The sequence below is a fragment of the Flavobacterium sp. DG2-3 genome (assembly GCF_030730925.1).
GTDB lineage: Bacteria > Bacteroidota > Bacteroidia > Flavobacteriales > Flavobacteriaceae > Flavobacterium.
The window spans coordinates 91171-114984 of the sequence record NZ_JAVAMB010000002.1; the positions used below are offsets into that span (position 1 = coordinate 91171).

Consider the following 23814-nt stretch of genomic DNA (forward strand, 5'->3'; position numbering starts at 1 on the left):
TTTAAGTAATTTTTAATAATAAGTTTGGATCGGGACAATTTTCGATATAAAAGTTTAGGTCTTTCGTATTGCAGACACCTGGATAATCTCCCCAGTAATCACCAATATTATGGATAATCTGAAAATGGACGTGAGGTGCGTAATCGCCATTTACTGAGGCATTTCCGAGAGTCGCAATTTTTTCGCCTTTCTTAAAATGGTCTCCGATCGTTAAGTTTTCTATACTTTCTAACGACAAATGTCCGTATAAAGTATAAAATTTTTCATTTTCTACTTTGTGTTCCAATATAATTGTCGGGCCATAATCGCCCAAACCAATATTGTTTTTAAAACTATGAACTGTTCCGTCAAGTGCGGCAAGCACAGCAGTTCCGGCTTCTGCCCATAAATCTAAACCAATGTGAATATTGCGTTCTGGTTTTGAAGCATCCAAAAAAATCGGGCTTCTTTGATATAAAAATCGGCCTTCAATATAACCGCCAAAGGCCACTTTAGCGTTTTTTTCTTTTAGAAAATTTGAAATGTACTTTTCAAAATCTTCCGAAGTATCCAATTTCTGATTGATTAATTCTTGATTTGAAACCGATAAATTTAACGGCGTATATTCAGAAATAGTAATTGAGGAGTCAATAACTTTAGCAGGTGGTAAGGCATTTAAGATGGAGGCAAGGGGTTTCATAAAATTAAGCAACTTTATTAATAATTATTAATTCATTATGTAGTTCAATTCGGGGAAGCATTTTTGTTTGGAACAATTTAGGATTCACTTCTGCAACATATTTTCTATTTCGAACATTATGCGCTTCGTCTAGGATCATAGTGTTAAACAGAACAAAACCATCATCATTTAAGATCGTGCAGACTCTATCGACAAAAAACTTTTCAAACAGAAAGTTTGGCATGTGCGTGTCTTCAAAAATATCTATAATTATAAGGTCATATTTTTCTTTTGTTTTTAGGACAAATTCGAATGCATCATCAATAACTACTTCTAGTTGCTTAATTTGATTAAGATTAAAATACTGATTAGCAATCTGAATCATATCGGGATCAATTTCAACTCCTGTTATTTTTTCTTTGTATGCAATCTCATCTACTAATGTTTTTACGACGCTTCCGCCGGCAACTCCCAATAAAAGAATGTGTTCCATTCCTAAAATTTTATCGTAACCAATATTTCGAAGTCCGTACCTTAATATACGTTGCAGACTTCCGTAAGAATAATTTGTGTTTTCAGTATCCAATACTAATTCGCCATTTGCCCAAGTGACTTCGATCGTTTTGCTTCTGGCCGATTTTTTCTTAAATATTTTTATTGGAATTATATAACTGAAAATTTTTCGAATCATTTTTTATGCTTTTACTCAAATTTACCATTAAATCTTTTATTTTGCACGAAATATTGAACCTTTAATGAAAAAACTATTATACAAATTCATATTTTTTAAGCTAATGGGCTGGAAAATAGTGGGAATCGAAAATGCGGAAGTTAAAAAATGTATTCTAATGGTGATGCCTCATACAAGTAATCATGATTTTTATATCGGACTTTTCACTCGCGGAATTTCGGGACTTCAAATGAATTGGGTGGGCAAGAAAGAATTGTTTCGATTTCCGTTTGGGTATTATTTTAGAAATGTTGGAGGAGAACCTTTAGACCGTTCTGGCGGATTAAATAAGGTAGATTCAATTGCGGCAATTTTTGATCGAAAAGAAATCTTTCGTTTGGCTGTTGCTCCAGAAGGAACACGAAAAAAAGTAAACGAATTGAAAACCGGATTTTATTTTATAGCGCTTAAAGCGAAAGTGCCAATTGTTCCCGTAGCTTTTGATTGGGGTAAGAAAGAAGTAAATCTCGGCGAACCATTTTATCCGACAGGAAATTATGAAGCGGACTTCGAAATTTTGAAGAAACATTATAAAGGAGTAGTAGGTAAAATTCCAGAAAATGGAGTTAAACTCTAATTTCTGAGATTTTTTGCAAACGCGCGAGAATCGCATATTTGAAAATTTTCTGAATCAAGAGTCAAATACGCGCTAATTTTTGAATCACGGAGAATAAGCTTTAAAAGTTCCATTTTTGTAAAACAAGACAATTTTTTCAATTTCATCATCTTCCAAATCAAAATTTACATTTTTTGGAGTTGATGATTTTTTTGTTTCTAATTTTTCTTCTTTTTCATTTGTCTCAAAAGTTGAGAATAAATTTTGATCTGAATTTTGAATTGGCAAAATAGGAGCAGAAGGTTTAGATATTTCTACATTTTCTTCTTCATTAGTTTTTGGAAAATTTCCTCTCCCAATTAAAATCCAATACAGATCTACATCGGGAAAAACTTCTAAAATTTTCATTACAAAATCTAAGCTTGGCTTGTTTCTCCCAGATAGGAGATGAGACATACTAGAACGTTGCACACCAATTTTATCGGCAAAAGCAGAGGCATTTAAACCATAATAATCTAATACAGTTTCAAGCCTTTTTACAAAATCATCTATGTTTACCATTGTGAATTCTTGTTTTTCATTATCTCATTTACAAATGTAAACAAAAAGATAAACTACTGCAATATTATTGTTGTGTTTTTAATACTGGGTTAGTTTTATGTTAAATTTAAAATTGAATTAGATTACGCTAATGAATTGAAATTTATATATTTATAAAGTTATATACATTCTAATTCATTGTATTGAAATAAGTTGTATCAAATAGTAACAAATTGTTCCAAATATTGTTTACAATTCTAAATTCTCAAATTTTTTAATAGTTTACAATTGTAAAAATAAAGATGTTTACTTTTGTAAACTAATCGAAATGCAATGAATTTAGAACAGTTATTTACACAATACAAAGAACAGTCTATCTCTGGAAGATATCTTACTTTAGATCATATTAAACCTCTTTTAGACAAACTAAACACCAATGGTCAAGTACAGATTATTGGAACATCTGTTTTAGGAGAACCTATATATAGTTACCAAATTGGAACAGGAAAAACACGCGCGTACTTATGGTCGCAAATGCACGGTAACGAAAGCACTACTACAAAAGCTCTATTCGATTTTATTAATTTATTGAATGACGACACTGATTTAGCAAAGCAAATGCTAAATACCTTCACTTTTTTATGTATTCCGATACTTAATCCAGACGGAGCAAGGCTTTATACCCGAGCAAACGCGAATAAAATAGACTTAAATCGTGATTCGCAAGACTTGACACAGCCAGAAAGTAAAATTTTGCGCGAAGTATTTGAGCAATTCAAACCTGATTTCTGTTTTAATCTTCATGACCAGCGTACTATTTTTGGAGCTGGTACAACTGGAAAACCTGCAACAGTTTCTTTTCTAGCGCCTTCTTATAATGAGGAAAGAGAAGTAAACGATAACAGATTAAAAGCCATAAATATCATTGCAGGCATCAATGAAGAGCTTCAAAAATACATTCCAGGACAAGTCGGGCGTTTCGATGACTCCTTCAATATTAATTGTATAGGAGACACTTTTCAATTTTTGGGAGTTCCAACTATATTATTTGAAGCAGGACACTTTCCAGACGACTATGAGCGCGAAATTACTAGGAAATTCATATTTTTCTCGTTAATTTTAAGCTTTAAATTGATTTCCGAAAACGATTTAGTTGATAATAGATTTGGTGAATATTTGAATATTTCACAAAATAATGTCGTTTTTTATGATTTTATGTATAAAAATGTCAAAATAAATTATGATGGTATCGAAATTATTACGAATTTTGTCGCACAATACAAAGAAGAATTAATCGAAAATAAGATTCATTTTAATGCCTACATCGCAGAAGTGGGTGAATTGGAAAATTATTTTGGACATTACGAATACGATGCAAAAGGCGCAGAATATTCGGACGATTTCCAAAATCTTCCAAAAACGGGTCAGAAGGCAGATTTTTATTTAAATAAAAATGTTAAATTTGTTAACGGATTAATAAAAAGTTAATTTTTATGTGAATTTGTTGTTTTTTATATATAATTTTATACTTTGTAATAGCAATTAGTAATATTAATTAAACAATTATGAGTAAATTTCGTTTAGATGAAGTAGATCACCAGATTTTAGATATGTTAATAGACAATACGAGAGTTCCGTTTACTGACATTGCAAAAAAACTATTGATATCTGCTGGTACAGTACACGTTAGAGTTAAAAAGATGGAGGATGCCGGTATTATCATGGGATCTTCATTAGCCTTAGATTACGATAAATTAGGTTATTCATTTATTGCTTATGTAGGGGTTTTTCTTAATAATACATCTCAAACTAAATTTGTATTAGAGCGAATCAATCAAATTCCATTCGTTACTGTGGCTTCTGTAACGACAGGAAAATTCAACATCTTTTGCAAAATCAGAGCAAAAGACACTAAACACGCGAAAGAAGTTATCTTTATGATTGACGATATCGATGGTGTTTACAGAACAGAAACAATGATTTCATTAGAGGAAAGTATAAACGATAAGAAGCGTTTGATGCATACTATTTTCAAAAATATGTAAGAACTTTTCTTGAATGCTATATTAAAATATAACCTCAAGTTTATTCTTGGGGTTTTTTTATGACTAATTAACCAACCAACTATAACACAATTATGTATACGTTGCCGAAAATTGAGCGTTTTAATCAAGACGTTCTCTCAAAATACCACATTTATAATAGTGTTTTTATAACATTACCATTTGATTCTATAGATAATACAGGAGTTTTACTTCCTTTATTTACAGAAACTTGCGAAACAGGCTTTAAAAAACAGGAAACACCAAAAGAAATCGTTGATTTCTTCTCAAATAAATTCTTAAATAATACCTCTGAAGAAGAAAAAATCGATCTTATGTTTCGATTTATTCAATATATTGAACGTCAGATTGTATTATTTGATGCTATTGAAGACGCTGCTTTTCCTGAGGTTAACAACATGGAAGGACGCGGATCTCTTCGTGACATTAAAGAGAAATCTGATGCTAAAGAGAAAGATGAAGAATTAAGCGAATTCTTAGAAAACTTCAATGTGCGAACAGTTTTAACAGCGCACCCAACTCAGTTTTATCCTGGTCCGGTTTTAGGAATTATAAATGATTTGACAGAAGCAATTCGTCAAAATGATTTGCTGCAGATTAAACAATTATTGGCTCAGTTAGGTAAAACTCCTTTTATTCAGAAAGAAAAACCAAACCCTTACGACGAAGCAGTAAGTTTAATTTGGTATCTAGAAAATGTATTTTATGCTACAGCTGGAGAAATTGTACATTATCTGCAAAAAAATATTATGGATGGAAATCCAATCCAGAATCAATTAATTAAACTTGGTTTCTGGCCAGGAGGTGACCGTGACGGAAATCCTTTTGTTACTACAGATATTACACTGAAAGTTGCAGATCGTTTGCGTACTTCAATTTTGAAGTGCTATTATGTAGAAATGAGAAATCTAAAACGTAAGCTAACTTTCTCAGGTGTAGATACTTTAGTATCTGAACTTGAACATAAACTTTACCGTTCTGTATTTTATTCTAAAGGAGATATTTTCATCACTTTAGAAGAATTATTAACGCAATTAAACAAAGTTCGTACTATAATTATTGAAAAACATCAATCTTTATATTTGGACGAATTGGAAGCGCTTTTAGTAAAAATCAATTTATTCGGATTCCATTTTGCGTCATTAGATATTCGTCAGAATAGTAAAATTCACAATGTAGTTTTCAAAGATGTTGTAAATTATTATTTGAATTCTGGTTCTGATATTTTTCCTAAAAATTATTTCGAATTAACAGAAGATGAAAAAATCAATGTTTTATCGAAAGTTAAAGGAAATCTTGACCCAAGCAATTTTGAAAACGAAATCACCAGATATACGTTAGAATCTGTACACGCTATTAAAACTATTCAGGAGAATAATGGTGAAGAAGGAGCAAACCGTTATATTATCAGTAACAACGAAAGTGCGCTGAATGTAATGGAGACTTTCGCTATGATCCGTTTAAATAACTGGGAAAAACCTACTGTAGACATTATTCCACTTTTTGAATCTGTAGACGATTTGCAAAATGCTCACGCTGTTATGGAGCAATTGTACACGAATCCAGAATATGCAAAACATCTTAAATCGAGAGGAAACAAGCAGACTATTATGCTTGGATTCTCAGATGGAACTAAAGATGGTGGATATTTAATGGCAAACTGGAGTATTTATCAGGCTAAAATTTCGCTGACAAAAATTTCTAGAGAATACGGAGTTAAAGTTATTTTCTTTGATGGACGTGGTGGACCTCCGGCTCGTGGCGGTGGAAAAACACATAAATTCTATGCTTCTTTAGGGCCAAAAATTGAGAACAACGAAATTCAGATCACAGTTCAAGGTCAGACGATTAGTTCTAATTTCGGAACTTTAGACTCTTGCCGTTACAATATCGAAAACTTATTAAGTGCTGGTGTTACCAACCAAGTATTTAGCAAAGAGAAAAACGAGCTGACTGCTGATGAAACTCAGATTTTGACAGATTTAGCTAATTTAGGTTATGAGAAATATTTAAGTTTCAAAAATCACCCGAAATTCATTCCGTACTTAGAAAAAATGAGTACGCTAAAATATTATTCTAAAACAAACATTGGAAGCCGCCCTTCTAAAAGAAGTAAATCTGAATCTTTAGATTTTGCTGATTTAAGAGCCATTCCGTTTGTGGGTTCATGGAGTCAGCTAAAACAAAACGTTCCTGGGTTCTTTGGAGTAGGTTCTGCTTTGAAACATTTTGAAGAAAGTGGACAATGGGATAAAGTAAGCGATTTATACCACAATTCATTGTTTTTCAAAACCTTACTTGAAAACAGTATGATGTCATTGGCAAAATCATTCTTACCGTTGACAGCTTATATGAGAAAAGATCCTGAGTTTGGCGAATTCTGGCAGATTATTTATGACGAATTCTCAGAAACAAAACGTCTTTTATTGAAAATTGCGGGACACAAAACCTTGATGGAAAACTATCCTGATGGTATTGCTTCAATTCAGATTAGAGAGCGCATTGTTTTACCATTATTAACCATTCAGCAATATGCTTTATTGAGAATCAATGAGTTGAACAAAGAAGAAGTTCCAAATGAAGAATTGGTGAAAGTATATGAAAAGATTGTAACAAGATCTTTATTCGGAAATACTAACGCAAGTAGAAATTCAGCTTAAAACAGAATAAATGAGAGCAGCAGAATTATTAGATAATGAATATTCAGGACATTTTGGCAATTATGTCAAAGCGGCCGGCGACGGAATTTTAATTGAAGAATTAGAAATTTCGCTTCATGAATTTATCCGATTTGTTCAAAATATCCCGATGGATAAATTTGATTATCGCTATGCAGAAGGAAAGTGGACAATAAAAGACATTATTCAGCATGTTATAGATACGGAACGAATTTTTGCTTATCGCGCTTTGCGTTTTTCTAGAAACGACCAAACACCTTTGCCAAGTTTTGAAGAAAACGATTATGCAGAGAACACCGATTCAAACAAAAGAAGTATTCAAGATTTATTAACTGAACTTTCAGCTGTAAGACATTCAACTCTATTGTTTTATAAAAGCTTATCTCAAGAACAGCTTAAGAGAATCGGCACTGCATCAAACAATCCAATTTCAGTTCGCGCTTTAGGTTTTGTTATGATAGGACATCAGAGACATCATCAAAAAGTTTTTGAAGAGAGGTATTTGTAAAGTATAAAATATCTTAAAAGTAAAAATCCTGTGAAAATTAATTCACAGGATTTTTTTGTTTTTTTTATTCTGTTTGTCATCCTGACGAAGGAAGGATCTCCGTAAGTAGCTCGACAAAGATTGTAGATTATACTTGCGGAGTTTCTCGCGGAGATCCTTCCTTCGTCAGCATGACAAAATTGATGAATAAATATTTTATTGAAAAAAAGAAATTACTTATTCCTCTCCACAATAGCCAAACCTAAACGAATTTTATCATAAGATAATTTTTCTTCAAAATGATCGAAATAAGGTTTTAGTGCTGTAGGATATTCCAGTTCTATCTGTGCTTTATGAAGAAGCTTAACTTCTTCGTCAGAAATAAACGGACTCAAATCGATATCATTTCCATCACTATACAATTTAGCCAAATGTGAAATAATGGTCGGAACTCCAAGTTTTCGTCTTTCAGCAATTTCTTCTACCGAAATACCATCTTGATATAATTCTAAAGTTGCTTTATACGTGTTGCCTTCTTTCTTTTTCTTAGAATTTTCGTTCTTTACTTTTTCATAATAAATTATGGCGTCAATAAATTCAGTCCCATACTTTTCTAGTTTTGCTTTTCCAACTCCATCAATCGTAAGGAATTCCTCTTCACTCATTGGTCTTACTATTTCCATCTGCCTTAATGCAGCATCACTAAAAATCACATAAGCGGGAACTTCTTCATCTTTTGCAATTTCATAGCGTAATTTTCGAAGTATTTCAAAAAGAGAGTTTTTCGCTGGTTTAGCTTTTGCTTCTTTGATTTCGTTTTTATCAATTATTTTTTTAACGACAGTCGTTAATTTTACTTTTTCGCCTTCAAACAAAACTTTCTTTGCAAAAGGAGTAAGGAGAATTTTATTATGTTGATGAAAAGCAATTTCGCAATAGCCTAAATTAATAAGCTGAATAAGATACTGATTCCAATCGTACCAAGAAACGTCATCGCCAATTCCGTACGTTTTTAGCGTTTGATAATTTTTTTCGTAGATATATGCGTTTTTTGAGCCTCTTAAAAAATCAACAATTACCGCTAGAGGTTCAGATTCTTTTAAACGCACAATTGCAGACAAAGCTTTTTGCGCGAGAATCGTCCCATCGAAAAAAGTTGGAGGATTTTTGCAAATATCGCAGTTTCCGCAATTCTCCGTAACCAGTTCACCAAAATAAGAAAGCAGAATTTTTCTTCGACAGCTCACAGCATCGGCATATTGTTTCATTCTATCCAATTTTGCCAATTGAATATCAGAATTGAGTCCTTCAGATGCAAATTTCTGCAACTGAATTACATCGGCATAACTTTCAAACATAACCGTTTCGGCTGGAAGACCATCACGACCGGCACGCCCAATTTCCTGATAATAGCCTTCAATATTTTTAGGAAGATTGTAATGAATCACCCAACGGACATTCGATTTGTCAATTCCCATTCCGAAAGCAATTGTAGCACAAACCACCTGACAGTCATCATTAATAAATTGATCCTGAGTTTTAGCACGAGTTTCATTATCCAAGCCTGCATGATAGGCTTTTGCTACAATACCGTTTTTTCTTAATTTATCAGCAAGTTCTTCTGTGGTTTTGCGACTTAAGCAATAGACTATTCCCGATTCATTAGGTTTCTTTTCAATAAAATCTATAATTTGCTTTACACGATCCAAAGCGGGACGAACTTCTAAACTTAAATTTTTTCGATCAAAAGAAGCTATAAAAGTTTTTGGATTTTTTAGCTTTAATTGTTTAATTATATCGGTTCTTGTCGCTTTGTCGGCCGTAGCAGTTAAAGCCAAGACTGGAGTAGAAGGGAAGCGGCTTTTTAAATATCCCAAATTAGTGTATGCAGGCCTAAAATCATGTCCCCAGGAAGAAATACAATGCGCTTCATCAATGGCTATCAAGCTAATATTCAATTCATTGAAGGCCACATCTAAATAAGAAAGACTTTCTGGTGCAATGTAAACTAATTTAAAATGATTTGATTTTAGGTTATCTATATAATATTGCTGCTCTTGCGAGGATTGTGTGCTATTGATATAACAGGCAGAAATCCCATTGGTTTTCAAACTATCGACTTGATCTTTCATTAAAGCAATCAAAGGCGATATTACAATGGTAATTCCTGGCAGAATTAAAGCTGGAAGCTGAAAGCATATTGATTTTCCCCCACCAGTAGGCATAATCGCTAAGGTATCTTGACCAGATAAAATAGTATTGATTATAGTTTCTTGATTTGGTCTGAATTTTTCAAAACCAAAATTTTCTTTTAACGTGGTGTGTAGTAATTCTGAATTCATTAGGCTGATAATTTATAAAATCATTAGTAAAACCGAAAATAGATATTTAGAAATAATCTTACAAATTTTAAATGGTTTTGTTATAATTTATAACAATTCATAAAAAAAGGAACTCTAAAAAGAGTTCCTTTATATTTTAAAGAAATGAATTAATCTTCATCGTCTTCATCTTCTTCGTCATAATCAGTATCTGCTTTATCATCGTCGTCATCGTCATCATCACCGCCGTCAGTATCAGGTTTGTCTAGATTTTCGTCTTCATCATCGTCATCATTACTAATATCGTCATCAAGATCCATTCCTTTAACTGGTGCAATTGCATCTACATCAACATCTAAATCGTCATCTTCATCGTAGTTTTCAATTCTGTCAGCAAGTTTAGTACTAATTTTTACCAAATAAATAGTGTCTTCAGTACGAACTTCTACAGCTTCGACCAATTCGTTTTTAGCATTTCTAAAACGGATTACATCCGAATCATCATAACCATCAGGAAATTTTTCAACCAAAAGGTTTAAAATTTCGTTGGTAAGTTTGGCGTAGTCTACTATAACTCTTTTCATAAATTATCTTATAAATCTAATAAGTATGCAAAAATTAACGGAGCAACAATTGTAGCATCCGATTCAATAATAAATTTAGGGGTTTTGATGTCTAATTTACCCCAAGTGATTTTTTCATTTGGAACTGCCCCAGAGTAAGAACCATAACTAGTTGTTGAATCTGAGATTTGGCAGAAATAACTCCAAAATGGAACATCGTGCATTTCCATATCTTGGTACAGCATAGGAACAACACAAATAGGGAAGTCACCAGCGATACCACCACCGATTTGGAAGAATCCAATTCCGTTTGAACTGTTTTTAGAATACCAATCCGCAAGGAAAGTCATGTATTCGATACCAGATTTCATGGTAGACGCTTTTAATTCACCTTTAATTACGTATGAAGCAAAGATATTACCCATAGTACTATCTTCCCATCCAGGAACGATAATTGGCAAGTTTTTCTCTGCAGCTGCATACATCCAGCTATCTTTTAAGTCAATTTCGTAATATTCTTCTAAAACGCCAGACAATAACATTTTATACATAAATTCGTGTGGGAAGTAACGCTCACCTTTGTCGTCAGCATCTTTCCAAATTTTGTAAATATGTTTTTGTAAACGACGGAAAGCTTCATGCTCAGGAATACAAGTGTCAGTAACACGGTTTAATCCTCTTTCTAGTAAAGCCCATTCGTCTTCTGGTGTCAAATCACGGTAGTTAGGAACTCTTTCGTAGTGAGAATGAGCTACTAAATTCATGATATCTTCTTCTAAGTTTGCTCCAGTACATGAAATAATATGCACTTTGTCTTGTCTGATTACTTCGGCAAAAATTTTACCAATTTCTGCTGTACTCATTGCTCCAGCCATACTTACCAGCATCTTAGCACCATCAGCTAATTGCTGCTCGTATGCTTTTGCAGCATCTACCAATGAAGCAGAGTTAAAATGCAAATAGTGTTTTTCAATAAACTGACTGATTGGTCCTTTCATTTTTTTTTGTTTTTTTTGAATTAAAAAGTTTAACCTTTTTGGATGTTAATGCAAATTAAGAATTTTTAACAAAATTCTATTACTTAATCTGCCGTTTTTTTTACAACTTTTTTTTGTAGCCTAAAATCTTTAAAACATCGTCTGAAGTCTGTTGTTCTGAGAAAACCTCAGTTGCCAGAATTCCATTTTCATCACGATCAATTAAAATGTGTTTAGGCTGCGGAATCAAGCAGTGGTGCAGACCACCGTATCCTCCAATTGTTTCTTGATAAGCGCCAGTATTAAAGAATCCGATATATAACGGCTTTTCTTTGTTGTACTTAGGCAGGTAAATTGCATTCATGTTTTGCTCAGAGTTGTAATAGTCGTCACTATCACAAGTCAGACCTCCCAACAGTACCCGCTCGTAAGTATCATTCCAGCGGTTAATAGCCAGCATGATAAAACGTTTATTTATAGCCCAAGTATCTGGTAAAGTGGTAATGAAAGATGAGTCAATCATGTTCCATTTTTCTCTATCATTTTGCTGTTTTTGGTATAAAACCTGATAGATTGCACCACCGCTTTCACCTACAGTAAACGATCCAAATTCCGTAAATATATTTGGAACATCAACTTCGGCTTCATCACAAGCAATTTTAATCTGATTGATAATTTCATCAATCATATATTGATAATCATATTCAAAAGCAAGTGAGTTTTTAATAGGGAAACCACCGCCAATGTTCAGTCCGTCTAGTGTAGGACATTCTTTTTTAAGAGCAATGTAAACTTTAATACACTTTACAAGCTCGTTCCAATAGTATGATGTATCGTTGATTCCGGTATTGATAAAGAAGTGAAGCATTTTCAGCTCTAATTTATCGTTTTCCTGAATTTGTTTTTTATAGAAAGAAACAATGTTTTTGTAACCAATACCTAATCTAGAAGTATAAAACTCAAATTTAGGCTCTTCTTCAGCAGCAATACGGATTCCAATTTTGAATTTTCCTTTAATTTCTGCCTGAAGTAAATCTAACTCTTCGTAGTTATCAATAATCGGAATAGTATTTTTATGTCCATTATTGATTAATCTAGCGATATTGCTAATATATTCGTCTCTTTTGAAACCGTTGCAAATTACAAATGTACTTTTGTTGATTTTTCCGTTTTCTAATAAATTCTCTACGATATTAACATCAAAAGCAGATGATGTTTCGATATGAATGTTATTCTTGAAAGCTTCATTCATAATATATTCAAAATGAGAGCTTTTCGTACAATAACAATAATAATATTTTGCGTCGTATTTATTCTTCTCCATTGATTTTCTGAACCAAGCTTTTGCTTTGTTGATGTTTTCAGAAATTTGAGGCAAGTAAGTAAACTTTAATGGTGTACCATATTGTTCAACCAATTTCATCAAATCAATATTGTGAAACTGAAGGTTGTCTTTGTTTAGTTTAAATTCCTCTTGAGGGAAGTAGTATGTTTGGTTTATTAGATCAGAATATTTTGTATTCATTTATTTGTCAATGTTTAGAGATTGTAATTGTAATTTAATTTAGGTTTTTTGGGACTAAATCTTAAATTCAAACTCTAATATTGGCGAATATAATAGGCAGTTTTTCGTGCTCCGCTTTTGTACATTGGAAAACATCGATACAAAAAGGGCTTTTACTATTGTAGAAACGGTTCAACATTCTTAATAAAGAACTGCTGAGTCTGTTTCTGTAAGAGCTAAAGTGCCTTTGCTGCTTGTTTGTTTTCATGGGGCAAATGTAAAAAATAATATATACCAAATGCAATGCTTTTGATTAAAAAAGTTTAAGATTTATAATCCTCAAACGCTTCTAGAATCAATTTATTTTCAACGGATTGGTTAATTTTTATTTTTCCGATTCCTTCAATTAACGCAAATTGAATTAAACCGTATTCATTTTTTTTGTCATGAATCAGCAATTCTAAGATCGGATCGATGTCTTTTTCTTCAAAAATTACATCGTCATAAATGTCTTTAATAATAGTTTTGATTTCTCTGTATTCTTCTTCAGAAATTAATCCTTTTTGAAGCGAAATATAACTTTCCAAAATCATTCCGACAGCAATCGCTTCTCCATGCAGTAAAGTCGTTTTTTCTTCACTTTCCAAAAAGTATCCTTCTATAGCATGCCCTAAAGTATGTCCGAAATTTAATGCTTTACGAATGTTCTTCTCTGTAGGATCCTGAATTACAATTTCATTTTTAATTTCAACAGAACGATAGATCAATTGGTCTAATTCGTCAAAAACAATTGATTTTAAATCTGAGAATTGTCTCCAATACGGCGCATCATATATTAAACCATGTTTTAGCATTTCTGCCAAACCAGAGCGCATTTCGCTTTGCGGTAAAGTTTCTAAATAATTGGTATCAATTAAGACCATTTGAGGTACATTGATAACTCCAATCTGATTTTTAAGATTTCCTAAGTCAACTCCTGTTTTTCCTCCAACAGAAGCATCAACCATAGATAATAGAGTAGTTGGGATATTAATAAAATCGACACCTCTTTTAAATGTAGAAGCCACAAAACCTCCTAAGTCTGTAACAACGCCACCACCTAGATTAATGATAAGCGATTTTCTGTCGGCACCAAGTTCTGTTAAGATATTCCAGATCTCAATACAAGTTTCTATATTTTTATTGGCTTCACCAGCTTCAAATTCAATAATTTCAATTGCCAATTCTGTTTCTAGAAGCGGAATAAACTTAGACAAACAATACTCATTGGTTTGATCATCTACAATTATAAAAATATTCGAATATTTACTTTCTCTTAAATGTTTATTTAAAGCTTCGTAAGCATTCTCATTAAAATGCACGAGATAATTATTGGCTTGAATAGATTGCATAATTCTTTTGTTAATTGAAAGCGCAAAATACGGCATTTTTAACTAATTAATCCCCAAACTATTTCTATTATTTAAAGAAAAAAAATGTTCAAAATAAGCAAATCAGTGTCATATATAACTTTTGAATTAGCCGCAATTTTGAATCGCAGGATTATTTCTATCAATAAACTTTTTATCAAGCGCTATTCTATAATACTTGCATGCATTTGCTTTGTCTTTTACGAGTTGATAGCTCATACCAAGATAATATTCTGTTTTGCCATCATTCAAACCTGGTTTTTGGAGTGCTTTTGTCAAATTAAGAATAGCTTTGTCGTACTGGCCATTTTTCAAATAATAAAAACCAATATTCTGCAATACATAAATATTATCAGGATCGATTTTCAATGCACTTTGGTAAGTTTTAAGCGCCAAGTCTGATTTTGATTCAGATTCATAACGCTGGCCTTTAATCAAATAATCGGTAATGAGGAAAGCATTTTTCTGTGACAAAAGTGTACTGTCTTTCGGCATTTTTCTTAATCCAGAATCTAGGAACTCAACAAGTCTATTATATCCTGCACCTGCATTTTGCAAAGATTTTGCTGTTTTAACCCATTCTTCAGGAATATTTCTATAAGTAGAAAACAGAGCGTGATTTTTTAATAATTGAACAGTATCTTTTTTTAGAGTAGCATAAATAGAAGCGGACTTATATAAGTCATAGTTTCTCGGGCGAGTAGAAAAAGCTTTTTGTGCGTAGATATAAGCACTATCTAGATTTCCTTTTTTAGAAGAAATAACCTGTTTGTAAAAATCAATTCTTCCTACATATGGATTTATTTTTTCAGCTTTTGAAAAACATTGCAATGCTTTCTCAAAATTATTTTCACGAATAAAATAAATGCCTGCATATTCATAAAATGATTCAGAAGTGCTAAAAACGTTTGGATAATCTGGCATTTGCTTCAAAACTTCATCTCCCGTCAAAACTCCTTTAGTATTGTTGTTTATATCATCGGACAAAATCATATATTGAAGGTGCGAAGCTTTGCAAATATGATAGGCTGTATAACTCGTAAACAATGAAAGTGCTATTAATGCAATAGCAATAGTTTTGGTATTTAATCTTGTTGCATTTAAAATTTCAGAAGTCTTAGAATTATTCAAAATCGTCAATGCAAGGATTAGAACAAAAAATATTGACATAGTTGGTCTGTACATCGGGAAATTGAAAAAAGAGTCAATTCCGTAAACCAAAACCAGCATCAAAGCTAATACAGCAATGTTTTTTGTCTGTTCTGAAGATGATTTTATTGTGTTTTTTAAATTAATAAAAAACAATACGGCCAATAAGGCAAAATAAAGCAAACCGTTTAAAATTCCAGTTTCTGAAGTGATTTCTAAAAAATCATTATGTGTGTGCAATGAAACAGTAGTGTCATCTGAAATATATTTCTCATAAGGAATTGATTCTATTCGATAATTTCCTAAACCAATTCCGAGTACTGGATTTTTTTGTGCTAGTTGTAATGCATTTTCCCAATACAGCAATCTGACATTTGCAGAAGCGTCATTTGTATTAATTTCTCCAATTCTATTTTGCAAAGAAACATAACGCCCGCTGTCTTTAGATTTTTCAAAAATAGAGTTCGCAAATAATACTGAGATTAAAGTCGGTATAATTAATAATAGAATTTTGGTAAAAGTAGTTCTGACAGCTTTGTGCTCTCTTAATAAATAAATGATATACACAGTATATATTGCAAACAAATCTAAAAGTGCAGTTCTCGCGCCTGTTAAAAAAATGACAGCTGTTGCCGAAAAAAGTGCGAATAGTAAAAAATATTTTCTCAAACCATTATAATGTACAATACCGAGAAGTAAAAATGGTACTTTAATACTAAGACTCGCTGCAAGGATATTGATATTTCCAGTATTTCCTTTCATATTCGTAAGGAGATCTATTATAGAAGCTCTTTTAGGAATAATTATAAAATGACACAGTTCCTGCCAAGATTGTAAAAAGGCGAAAATACCAACTATAAAAACAATTTTGAAAAACAGTTGAAGTTTGTCTTTTAGTAATATAGAGAGATTTAGAAATAAGCAAAATACAACTAATAGCTGTGTCATTTTGGTAATGACTAAAGAAGTATTTTTGGCTACAAAGAAACTGACAGCACAGAGAACTAAAAATATAATGTATATTTTAAGAAATTGGCTTTTTTTCCAGATTGAAAAAAATGTTGGAGGAATTAAGGCATTGTTTAAATACAAATATATCCCTGCCAATAAATTAAGAAAAGACAAATACAGAAATTGAATATTAATAATTTCTGTAGTCTTAAAATAAGGCATAAAATCTATCAACAGAAGTAAAATAATAAAAAAATAAATCAGAAAATCGGGTATATTTTTACCTGCTTTTGTTTCATCTATAATCTCATTTACTGTCATTCCTTTCATCGTGATATAGTATTTTTTGCAAAAATAATAAAAATTAGGGATATTTTCTGTCATTTTAAGCCAAACTTTCATTTTGCCAGATTGATAATTTAAAAAAATATGCTATGTTTTAGTGAACAATATTCAAAACAGTCTATATATTTGCATAAAAAATAAACTTAATGGAAAAGATATTCGATAACACGCAGGTTGCATTTTCACTTAAAAGTGACACAGAACTTGACAGAGCTTACTTTCTTTTTAAAATGATTGACAGCGAACCTCTTGTGAGAATTGGAACTGCTGTTACTAATTTTGCTATCAAAGCACATTTGCCTGTAGAAGGTTTAATACGCGCTACTGTTTTTGACCATTTTTGTGGTGGTGTAAACGAAAATGACTGTCTTACTGTGGTAGACAAAATGTTTACAAAAGGTGTTTCTTCTGTATTGGATTATTCTGTTGAAGGAAAAGAAGAAGAGGAGCAGTTTGATGCTGCTTTGGAAATGACATTAAGAACAGTAGAATTTGCTAAAGAACGTCTTGCGATTCCGTTTGCTGTATTTAAGCCAACTGGTTTAGGCCGTTTCGAATTGTATGAGAAATTGGGCGAAAAACAAACACTTAATCCTGCTGAACAAGCGGAATGGGATAGAGTAGTAGCTCGTTTTGATAAAATTTGCAGTGAAGCTCATAAAAAAGATGTTGCCTTATTAATTGATGGTGAAGAAAGCTGGATGCAGGACGCTGCTGATGATTTGGTTACAGAAATGATGCGCAAATACAACAAAGACAAAGCAATTATATTTAATACTTTGCAAATGTACCGTTGGGATCGTTTGGATTATTTGAAAAAGCTTCATGAAATTGCAAAAGCTGAAGGTTTTTATATCGGTATGAAATTGGTTCGTGGGGCTTATATGGAAAAAGAAAACAAAAGAGCTGAAGAAAAAGGATATGTTTCTCCAATTTGCGTTTCTAAAGAAGCTACTGACGTGAACTATGATAATGCTGTACAATATATGTTGGAGCATATTGATAAAATGGCCATTTTTGCTGGAACTCACAACGAATTGAGTTCATACAAATTAATGGAAATGATGGCGCAGAAAGGAATTGCTAAAAACGATTCTAGAATCTGGTTCGGACAATTGTACGGAATGAGTGATAATATTAGCTACAACTTAGCTGAAAACGGTTATAACGTTGCCAAATATTTACCATTCGGACCTGTAAAAGATGTTATGCCATACTTGATTCGTCGTGCAGAAGAAAATACTTCGGTTGCTGGTCAAACTAGCCGCGAATTATCTATGATTAAAGCAGAACGCAAACGTAGAAAAGGGAAATAAATCTAGATTTTAGATTTTAGATTTTAGATTTTAGATTTTAGATTTTAGATTTTAGATTTTAGATTTTAGATTTTAGATTTTCCATCATAAAAAAGTCCAATTGCTTTGCAATTGGACTTTTTTATTGGAATTTGGAATTTTAAAAAATTGGAAGTTATTTAAGAATTGCTAAACTGCAAATTACTTAAATTCTTGTAAATCCCGTTTTCTAAGTTTATCAATTCCTGGTGAGTTCCTTCTTCAGATATTTTTCCGTTATCTAGAACTAAGATTTTATCTGCATTTCTAATTGTAGAAAGTCTGTGTGCAATAATGATACTTGTTCTTCCTTCCATTAAAACTTCAAGAGCTTCCTGAACCAGTTTTTCGCTTTCACTATCTAAAGACGAAGTAGCTTCGTCTAAAATTAAAATACTAGGATTTTTAAGCAATGCTCTTGCAATCGCAATACGCTGGCGCTGTCCGCCAGAAAGTTTAACACCGCGCTCTCCAACCAAAGTTTCAAATTTCTCTGGAAATCCATCAACAAAATTGAAAGCATTGGCTTGTTTTGCAGCTGCGATAATTTCTTCTTCTGTAGCATTTGGATTTCCATAAGCAATATTTTCTCTAATAGTTCCTCCGAATAAAATAACGTCTTGAGGTACAATACTCATATTGCCGCGAAGATCTTCCAAATCATAATCTTGAATCTTTTTACCGTCTACTATTATTTCTCCAGAAGTGATATCATAAAAACGTAAAAGAAGTGAAGAAATAGTCGATTTACCGGCACCACTCGGACCAACGATTGCTATTTTTTGTCCGAATTCGGCATTGAAGTTAACGTCTTTTAAAACCTGAATTTCTTTTCTTGAAGGATAACTAAAAGCAACGTTTTTGAAAGTTACATTTCCTTTTATTTTTTCTACAGCAGTAAGTCTTGGTTTAGCATTAATTTCTTCAGGAGTTTCTTCTAGCAATTCAAAAACACGTTCTGTCGCTCCAACTGCTTTTTGAATCTGAGCATACATTTCGGCAATTCCGCCAAAAGAAGCACCGATAAATGTTGTATACAATACAAAAGAGATCAGATCGCCAACGCCTTCAACTTCTCCTTTAATCGTTAAGGTGATTCCGTACCAAACTACAGCAACAACGCATCCAAAAAGGCATAGAATAATAAACGAAGCAAAGTAACCTCTGTATTGACCGCCTTTGATGGCAATTTTCACAATTTCTCTAATCTTGTTTTTGTAACGCTGAATTTCGTACCATTCGTTTGCAAAAGCCTTCACATTGCTGATTCCTTGTAGAGTTTCTTCAACAATAACTTGGCTTTCTGCTACTTTATCTTGAGTTTTTTTTCCGTATTTACGAATAAATCTTCCAAAGATTACAGCAGCGATGGCTACAAGAGGCACAATTGCCAGCATCATTAAAGTCAGTTTTGGACTAATACTTCCTAAAATTACAAAACCACCAATGATCAAAATAAACTGGCGAAGAAATTCGGCGATAGTTGTACTGAAAGTATCTTGCAATTGCGAAATATCAGCACTAATTCTACTATTTAATTCACCAACACGTTTCTGGGAATAAAACGACATTGGTAATTTGATTAAGTTCTCATACAAGGCAAAACGAATATTAGAAAGAGAGTTTTCTGTAAAATTTACAAAGAGTGAAATTCTAAAGAAAGAGAAAACAGCTTGAAGAACTAAGATCGCCATTAATCCCATTGCAATTTCGTTTGCTCTAGAAAGGTCTTTATTGGTAACGCAATCTACAAGCATTCCCATAAGTTTAGGAAAGGCTAGGGCAGTGGCGCTGGTTAAAAAAAGGAAAATCAAACCTAGGAAAAATTTCCATTTGTGGTTTTTAGCATATTTAAAAATTCGAAGTGCTTTTTGAAGGGAGTTAGAGTTTAATTTAGCTTTCGGTAAATCATTTTCTTGAAATCTTGCCATTTGAATATACAATTAAGGTACGCAAAGGTATGACTATAGCAAGTGAATACAAAAAGAATATGCTGAATTACCCTAGACGGATATGATTTTTAACTAAATTTAAGAAATTGCAGATTTTTACCCTGTTTTAATTCCTTGATAAATAGATTTCTAAACATTTTATCAAAATTATTTTTCACATTTTTCAAAAAAAGGCTTGGAAATATAAAATCTAGCTGTATATTTGCACTCGCAATCACAAACGATAGCAACCTAGTAAAATAGGGCGATTAGCTCAGCTGGTTCAGAGCACCTCGTTTACACCGAGGGGGTCGGGGGTTCGAACCCCTCATCGCCCACCAAGAAACTCCTTAAGAAATTAAGGAGTTTTATTTATGTCTATTTTTTTCAAAAACTAATATATTAGCTCAGCTGATTCAGAGCATTCCGATTAACATCGGAAGTGGTCGGGGGTTCGAACCTTCCGATGAATCGGAACAAGCTATCATCGCCCACCAAGAAACTCCTTAAGAAATTAAGGAGTTTTTTTATGTCTAATATTTTTCAAAAACTAATATATTAGCTCAGCTATTTCAGAGCATTCCCATTAGCATCGGATTTTAAAACAACCAAAAAAAGCAACAACTAAAAAAATGAAGTATAACATCGGTAATTATTCTATTGAAAAATTTGAGAATGGAAATTTAAAAATTGATTATAGAAGAAGCCTAAATGATTATTACTATATTTTTTGTTATTTACTCATTTCAGTTGCTATTTTCTATGTTTGTTACCAATTATCAATTAATCTACTTAACAGAGAATTTAATCTAAATACAGGTTTAGCTTTTTTATTTTCGGGCATATTATTTATTGCAGGCTTATATTTTGCATCTGTTTCATTTGAGACATTCATTAAGCCAACATCGAATGTTTTTTATATAGAAAATACTAAAGAAGTTTTAAAAATAAAATTGAATCTTTTTAGGAAAATTCAAGTTCAATTTTCTGAAATAAAAAATTTTGAACTTGGAGCAAATGACATTACGATAGTTTCACATAATAACGGAAGAACATATAAAAGGCAACTATATGTTAATAGGCTATATCTAAAATATACAAACAATAAAGTTGTAAAAATACACCAATTTGAAAAGCCTAATTTACTTATTTCGTTCTCTGAAAAGAAAAACAACAAATCTTTAAAAGACACAAGCAAACATATAACCGAATTGATATCAAAAGAATGTAATAAAAATTATTTCTGGACAGGAACTAAAAAAGAATAAAAATCATGGTTCACAACTACGAAACCTCCAAAGTCATTTGATTTTGGAGATTTTTCATTTATATCTATATTATAAATCCGTTGTTTGGGTTTTATGATCTGTAACAATTTTAACAAAATGCTACATATATCAAAATCAATATATTTTTAGTATAAAAAAATAACGAATCAAACTTCAAAAACATGAATTTATCGCAATGGCTCATTTTTATCTTGATTGTTCTTATTATCCATGGATTATCTACTTGGAAACTTTATACAAAAGTTGGAAGAAAACCGATAGAGTCATTTATACCGATTTATAATTTAGTTATAATGATGAAAATTATAAAACGTCCTCTTTGGTGGATGTTTTTACTTTTTATTCCAATAATAAATCTTTTAATGATTCCAGTAATTTGGATTGAATTCATTAGAAGCTTTGGAAAAAACTCTACAAAAGACACTTTATTGGTTTTGCTAACATTTGGTTTCTATATTGCATTTTTAAATTATGCTTCAAAAGACATATCTTATATTCAAGATAGAGATTTAAATCCAGAATCTAAAACGGAAGATACAATCGGATCTCTTGTATTTGCTATAATTGTGGCTACATTGGTTCATACATATATTATTCAGCCGTTTACCATTCCATCTTCATCATTAGAAAAAACATTATATACGGGAGACTTTTTGTTTGTAAGCAAAATCAATTTTGGAGCAAGAACACCCATGACTTCAGTTGCTCTACCAATGGTTCATGATTCAATTCCTATTTTGGGAACAAAATCTTATTTATTTAATGATGATTTTTCTAAAAAGGAAAGTTCGTTATTAAATAAGTTTCAATTACCTTATTTTAGATTTCCTGCAATAGAAGAAATCGAGCGTAATGAAATTGTAGTTTTTAATCAGCCTGCAGATACTTTGCGAAATATGGATGATTTTAATCCTGATAGAAACTATTATAAACCTATTGACAAGAAAACGAATTTAGTTAAACGATGCGTCGGAATTCCTGGCGATACTTTAGAAATTCGTGACGGAGATATTTATATTGATGGCAAATTATCAGTCTTGCCAAAAAGTGCAAAACCTCAATATAATTTTTTAATTGATACAAAAGGACAGGCGATAAGCCAAGATGAACTTGTGAATACGTATGGAGCCAGAGAAGGATTTAAATATGGCAATGGCTATTTTGGACTAACCAATACGGGAGAATATTTCTTGACGCTAACAGATGATGAAGCTAAATTGATGGCTAGCAACCCAGTTGTAAAAAGCGTTAAAAAGCAATTGACGCCAAAAGGGCAAGATGGAAATGTTTTTCCTCACATTAAATCATTAGGTTGGAATATTGATAATTACGGTCCAATTTATATTCCGAAGAAAGGAAAAACCGTAAAATTGAATATGGAAACACTTCCTCTTTACAAACGAATTATCGAAGAATACGAACACAATAGTTTAAAAATTCAAAACAAACAGATTATAATAAACGGAAAACCAAGCGATACTTATATTTTTAAACAAGATTATTATTGGATGATGGGAGATAATCGCCAAAATTCTCTTGATGCAAGATTCTGGGGATTTGTTCCTTTTGATCACGTAATTGGAAAACCTGTATTTATCTGGTTTAGTTGGGAGAAAAATGCCTCTGGAATTGATAAAATAAGATGGAATCGTGTTTTTTCTTTAACAAATGTAAACAATGAACCTAAATCGTATTTAATTCATTTTTTAGTTGTAATAGGTCTTTTTACTTTAGCGAACAAATTTATAAAGAATAGAAAAAAGAATAAAAACAAGAATATTTAAAAAAAATATGGCGAAACATTTGAGAATTTTGATATTAATATTTTTAGCATTAACCTCGTGTAAACAAAAGGAAATTTCTTCTAACATTCCAAAAACTACTTCAAAGAGTGAAAATGATGTAAAAATCGTTGAAGAAAAATATATTCAAGATGACTCACTGGCAGCCAAATTCTTTTATGAATTAAATGAATTTAAAAAAGACTCTAGATTTATTATTCAAAAAGAACTAATTAAAAATAGGCATGTTGACAACGTAATAGATACTGTAATAAATTTTGAATTCGATAAAATTAAGATTTCAAGCTATAAAACACAGACTGAAGAGTTTATTTTTGAAGCAAATATCAAAAATCCAGAATTTCAATTTTCGAAAAATATTAAAATCGGAATAAAAAAGAAAGACTTTGAAAACAGCCTAAATACTAAAATAAATTCTAATGTAATAAAGGTTGGTGATTTAGAACAGACATCTGTATTTGTATTTAATTTTAAAAAAGATATTCTAACAGAAATTGTTTATGAAGGGTATTTAGATTAAAAATTTT

At 31.8% G+C, this 23814-nt stretch carries 19 protein-coding genes and 1 tRNA gene; 10 read left to right on the forward strand and 10 right to left on the reverse strand.

Annotated elements, in window-relative coordinates; all coding sequences use genetic code 11:
• Position 1: 1 nt before the first annotated feature.
• Both Q9Q97_RS04390 and Q9Q97_RS04395 read right to left on the reverse strand, forming a co-directional pair.
• A complete protein-coding gene (locus Q9Q97_RS04390; protein ID WP_306154999.1) occupies positions 2–679 on the reverse strand; it encodes a peptidoglycan DD-metalloendopeptidase family protein in 678 nt (225 codons plus the stop codon).
• A 4-nt stretch (positions 680–683) separates the two neighbouring features.
• Positions 684–1349 (reverse strand): spermidine synthase, encoded by a 666-nt coding sequence (locus Q9Q97_RS04395; RefSeq protein ID WP_306155001.1) that lies wholly within the window; start codon positions 1347–1349, stop codon positions 684–686.
• A gap of 64 nt (positions 1350–1413) precedes the next feature.
• Between Q9Q97_RS04395 and Q9Q97_RS04400 the strand changes: the two genes are divergently transcribed.
• Complete coding sequence (locus tag Q9Q97_RS04400) at positions 1414–1965, forward strand: 1-acyl-sn-glycerol-3-phosphate acyltransferase (RefSeq protein WP_306155003.1); 552 nt, start codon at positions 1414–1416, stop codon at positions 1963–1965.
• 84 nt (positions 1966–2049) lie between these two features.
• Here the strand turns inward: Q9Q97_RS04400 and Q9Q97_RS04405 are convergent, their stop codons facing one another.
• Positions 2050–2505, reverse strand: a complete 456-nt coding sequence (locus Q9Q97_RS04405) for a helix-turn-helix transcriptional regulator (protein WP_306155005.1) — start codon at positions 2503–2505, stop codon at positions 2050–2052.
• A 312-nt stretch (positions 2506–2817) separates the two neighbouring features.
• On the opposite strand from Q9Q97_RS04405, the gene Q9Q97_RS04410 reads away from it, so the two are divergent.
• The 4 genes from Q9Q97_RS04410 to Q9Q97_RS04425 all read left to right on the forward strand — a co-directional run bounded on the left by Q9Q97_RS04410 (position 2818) and on the right by Q9Q97_RS04425 (position 7733).
• Complete coding sequence (locus tag Q9Q97_RS04410; protein WP_306155007.1) at positions 2818–3972, forward strand: M14 metallopeptidase family protein; 1155 nt, start codon at positions 2818–2820, stop codon at positions 3970–3972.
• Positions 3973–4049: 77 nt separating this feature from the next.
• Positions 4050–4529 carry an Lrp/AsnC family transcriptional regulator gene (locus tag Q9Q97_RS04415; RefSeq protein ID WP_008468989.1) on the forward strand — a complete coding sequence of 160 codons (480 nt, stop codon included), beginning with the start codon at positions 4050–4052 and terminating at the stop codon, positions 4527–4529.
• A gap of 92 nt (positions 4530–4621) precedes the next feature.
• Positions 4622–7207, forward strand: a complete 2586-nt coding sequence (locus tag Q9Q97_RS04420) for a phosphoenolpyruvate carboxylase (protein ID WP_306155045.1) — start codon at positions 4622–4624, stop codon at positions 7205–7207.
• A 10-nt stretch (positions 7208–7217) separates the two neighbouring features.
• Entirely contained in the window at positions 7218–7733 is a 516-nt protein-coding gene (locus Q9Q97_RS04425) for a DinB family protein (protein ID WP_306155047.1), read from the forward strand.
• 212 nt (positions 7734–7945) lie between these two features.
• Here the strand turns inward: Q9Q97_RS04425 and recQ are convergent, their stop codons facing one another.
• The 6 genes from recQ to Q9Q97_RS04455 form a co-directional block, all read right to left on the reverse strand.
• Positions 7946–10054 (reverse strand): DNA helicase RecQ, encoded by a 2109-nt coding sequence (gene recQ / locus Q9Q97_RS04430; protein WP_306155049.1) that lies wholly within the window; start codon positions 10052–10054, stop codon positions 7946–7948.
• A 149-nt stretch (positions 10055–10203) separates the two neighbouring features.
• The gene (locus Q9Q97_RS04435) at positions 10204–10617 is read right to left on the reverse strand and encodes a DNA primase (protein ID WP_306155051.1); all 414 of its coding nucleotides are present in this window, start codon (positions 10615–10617) and stop codon (positions 10204–10206) included.
• Positions 10618–10625: 8 nt separating this feature from the next.
• Complete coding sequence (locus tag Q9Q97_RS04440; RefSeq protein WP_095931202.1) at positions 10626–11594, reverse strand: deoxyhypusine synthase family protein; 969 nt, start codon at positions 11592–11594, stop codon at positions 10626–10628.
• A 100-nt stretch (positions 11595–11694) separates the two neighbouring features.
• Positions 11695–13098: an arginine decarboxylase gene (locus Q9Q97_RS04445; protein WP_306155055.1), complete on the reverse strand. Its 1404-nt coding sequence runs from the start codon at positions 13096–13098 to the stop codon at positions 11695–11697.
• A 302-nt stretch (positions 13099–13400) separates the two neighbouring features.
• Positions 13401–14468 (reverse strand): 3-dehydroquinate synthase, encoded by a 1068-nt coding sequence (aroB, locus tag Q9Q97_RS04450; RefSeq protein ID WP_306155057.1) that lies wholly within the window; start codon positions 14466–14468, stop codon positions 13401–13403.
• Positions 14469–14594: 126 nt separating this feature from the next.
• On the reverse strand, positions 14595–16970 hold the full coding sequence (locus Q9Q97_RS04455) for an O-antigen ligase family protein (RefSeq protein WP_306155058.1): 2376 nt from the start codon (positions 16968–16970) through the stop codon (positions 14595–14597).
• A 107-nt stretch (positions 16971–17077) separates the two neighbouring features.
• On the opposite strand from Q9Q97_RS04455, the gene Q9Q97_RS04460 reads away from it, so the two are divergent.
• Positions 17078–18247 carry a proline dehydrogenase family protein gene (locus Q9Q97_RS04460; RefSeq protein WP_306155061.1) on the forward strand — a complete coding sequence of 390 codons (1170 nt, stop codon included), beginning with the start codon at positions 17078–17080 and terminating at the stop codon, positions 18245–18247.
• Between the two features lie 158 nt (positions 18248–18405).
• Here Q9Q97_RS04460 and Q9Q97_RS04465 read toward each other — a convergent pair whose 3' ends face one another.
• Positions 18406–20196, reverse strand: a complete 1791-nt coding sequence (locus Q9Q97_RS04465; RefSeq protein ID WP_306155063.1) for an ABC transporter ATP-binding protein — start codon at positions 20194–20196, stop codon at positions 18406–18408.
• A gap of 263 nt (positions 20197–20459) precedes the next feature.
• Here Q9Q97_RS04465 and Q9Q97_RS04470 point away from each other — a divergent pair.
• From Q9Q97_RS04470 to Q9Q97_RS04485, 4 genes are all read left to right on the forward strand, one after another.
• A tRNA-Val gene (locus Q9Q97_RS04470) sits at positions 20460–20537 on the forward strand.
• A 291-nt stretch (positions 20538–20828) separates the two neighbouring features.
• Positions 20829–21464 (forward strand): hypothetical protein, encoded by a 636-nt coding sequence (locus tag Q9Q97_RS04475; protein WP_306155064.1) that lies wholly within the window; start codon positions 20829–20831, stop codon positions 21462–21464.
• Positions 21465–21646: 182 nt separating this feature from the next.
• Positions 21647–23269, forward strand: a complete 1623-nt coding sequence (gene lepB / locus Q9Q97_RS04480) for a signal peptidase I (RefSeq protein WP_306155066.1) — start codon at positions 21647–21649, stop codon at positions 23267–23269.
• A gap of 7 nt (positions 23270–23276) precedes the next feature.
• Entirely contained in the window at positions 23277–23807 is a 531-nt protein-coding gene (locus tag Q9Q97_RS04485) for a hypothetical protein (protein ID WP_306155068.1), read from the forward strand.
• Positions 23808–23814: the final 7 nt, after the last annotated feature.

Bases quoted from the DNA above. Each gene is read 5' to 3' on its own strand.
- Q9Q97_RS04390 (WP_306154999.1), bottom strand. From the start codon at position 679: ATGAAACCCCTTGCCTCCATCTTAAATGCCTTACCACCTGCTAAAGTT.
- Q9Q97_RS04395 (WP_306155001.1), bottom strand. From the start codon at position 1,349: ATGATTCGAAAAATTTTCAGTTATATAATTCCAATAAAAATATTTAAG.
- Q9Q97_RS04400 (WP_306155003.1), top strand. From the start codon at position 1,414: ATGAAAAAACTATTATACAAATTCATATTTTTTAAGCTAATGGGCTGG.
- Q9Q97_RS04405 (WP_306155005.1), bottom strand. From the start codon at position 2,505: ATGGTAAACATAGATGATTTTGTAAAAAGGCTTGAAACTGTATTAGAT.
- Q9Q97_RS04410 (WP_306155007.1), top strand. From the start codon at position 2,818: ATGAATTTAGAACAGTTATTTACACAATACAAAGAACAGTCTATCTCT.
- Q9Q97_RS04415 (WP_008468989.1), top strand. From the start codon at position 4,050: ATGAGTAAATTTCGTTTAGATGAAGTAGATCACCAGATTTTAGATATG.
- Q9Q97_RS04420 (WP_306155045.1), top strand. From the start codon at position 4,622: ATGTATACGTTGCCGAAAATTGAGCGTTTTAATCAAGACGTTCTCTCA.
- Q9Q97_RS04425 (WP_306155047.1), top strand. From the start codon at position 7,218: ATGAGAGCAGCAGAATTATTAGATAATGAATATTCAGGACATTTTGGC.
- recQ (WP_306155049.1), bottom strand. From the start codon at position 10,054: ATGAATTCAGAATTACTACACACCACGTTAAAAGAAAATTTTGGTTTT.
- Q9Q97_RS04435 (WP_306155051.1), bottom strand. From the start codon at position 10,617: ATGAAAAGAGTTATAGTAGACTACGCCAAACTTACCAACGAAATTTTA.
- Q9Q97_RS04440 (WP_095931202.1), bottom strand. From the start codon at position 11,594: ATGAAAGGACCAATCAGTCAGTTTATTGAAAAACACTATTTGCATTTT.
- Q9Q97_RS04445 (WP_306155055.1), bottom strand. From the start codon at position 13,098: ATGAATACAAAATATTCTGATCTAATAAACCAAACATACTACTTCCCT.
- aroB (WP_306155057.1), bottom strand. From the start codon at position 14,468: ATGCAATCTATTCAAGCCAATAATTATCTCGTGCATTTTAATGAGAAT.
- Q9Q97_RS04455 (WP_306155058.1), bottom strand. From the start codon at position 16,970: ATGACAGAAAATATCCCTAATTTTTATTATTTTTGCAAAAAATACTAT.
- Q9Q97_RS04460 (WP_306155061.1), top strand. From the start codon at position 17,078: ATGGAAAAGATATTCGATAACACGCAGGTTGCATTTTCACTTAAAAGT.
- Q9Q97_RS04465 (WP_306155063.1), bottom strand. From the start codon at position 20,196: ATGGCAAGATTTCAAGAAAATGATTTACCGAAAGCTAAATTAAACTCT.
- Q9Q97_RS04475 (WP_306155064.1), top strand. From the start codon at position 20,829: ATGAAGTATAACATCGGTAATTATTCTATTGAAAAATTTGAGAATGGA.
- lepB (WP_306155066.1), top strand. From the start codon at position 21,647: ATGAATTTATCGCAATGGCTCATTTTTATCTTGATTGTTCTTATTATC.
- Q9Q97_RS04485 (WP_306155068.1), top strand. From the start codon at position 23,277: ATGGCGAAACATTTGAGAATTTTGATATTAATATTTTTAGCATTAACC.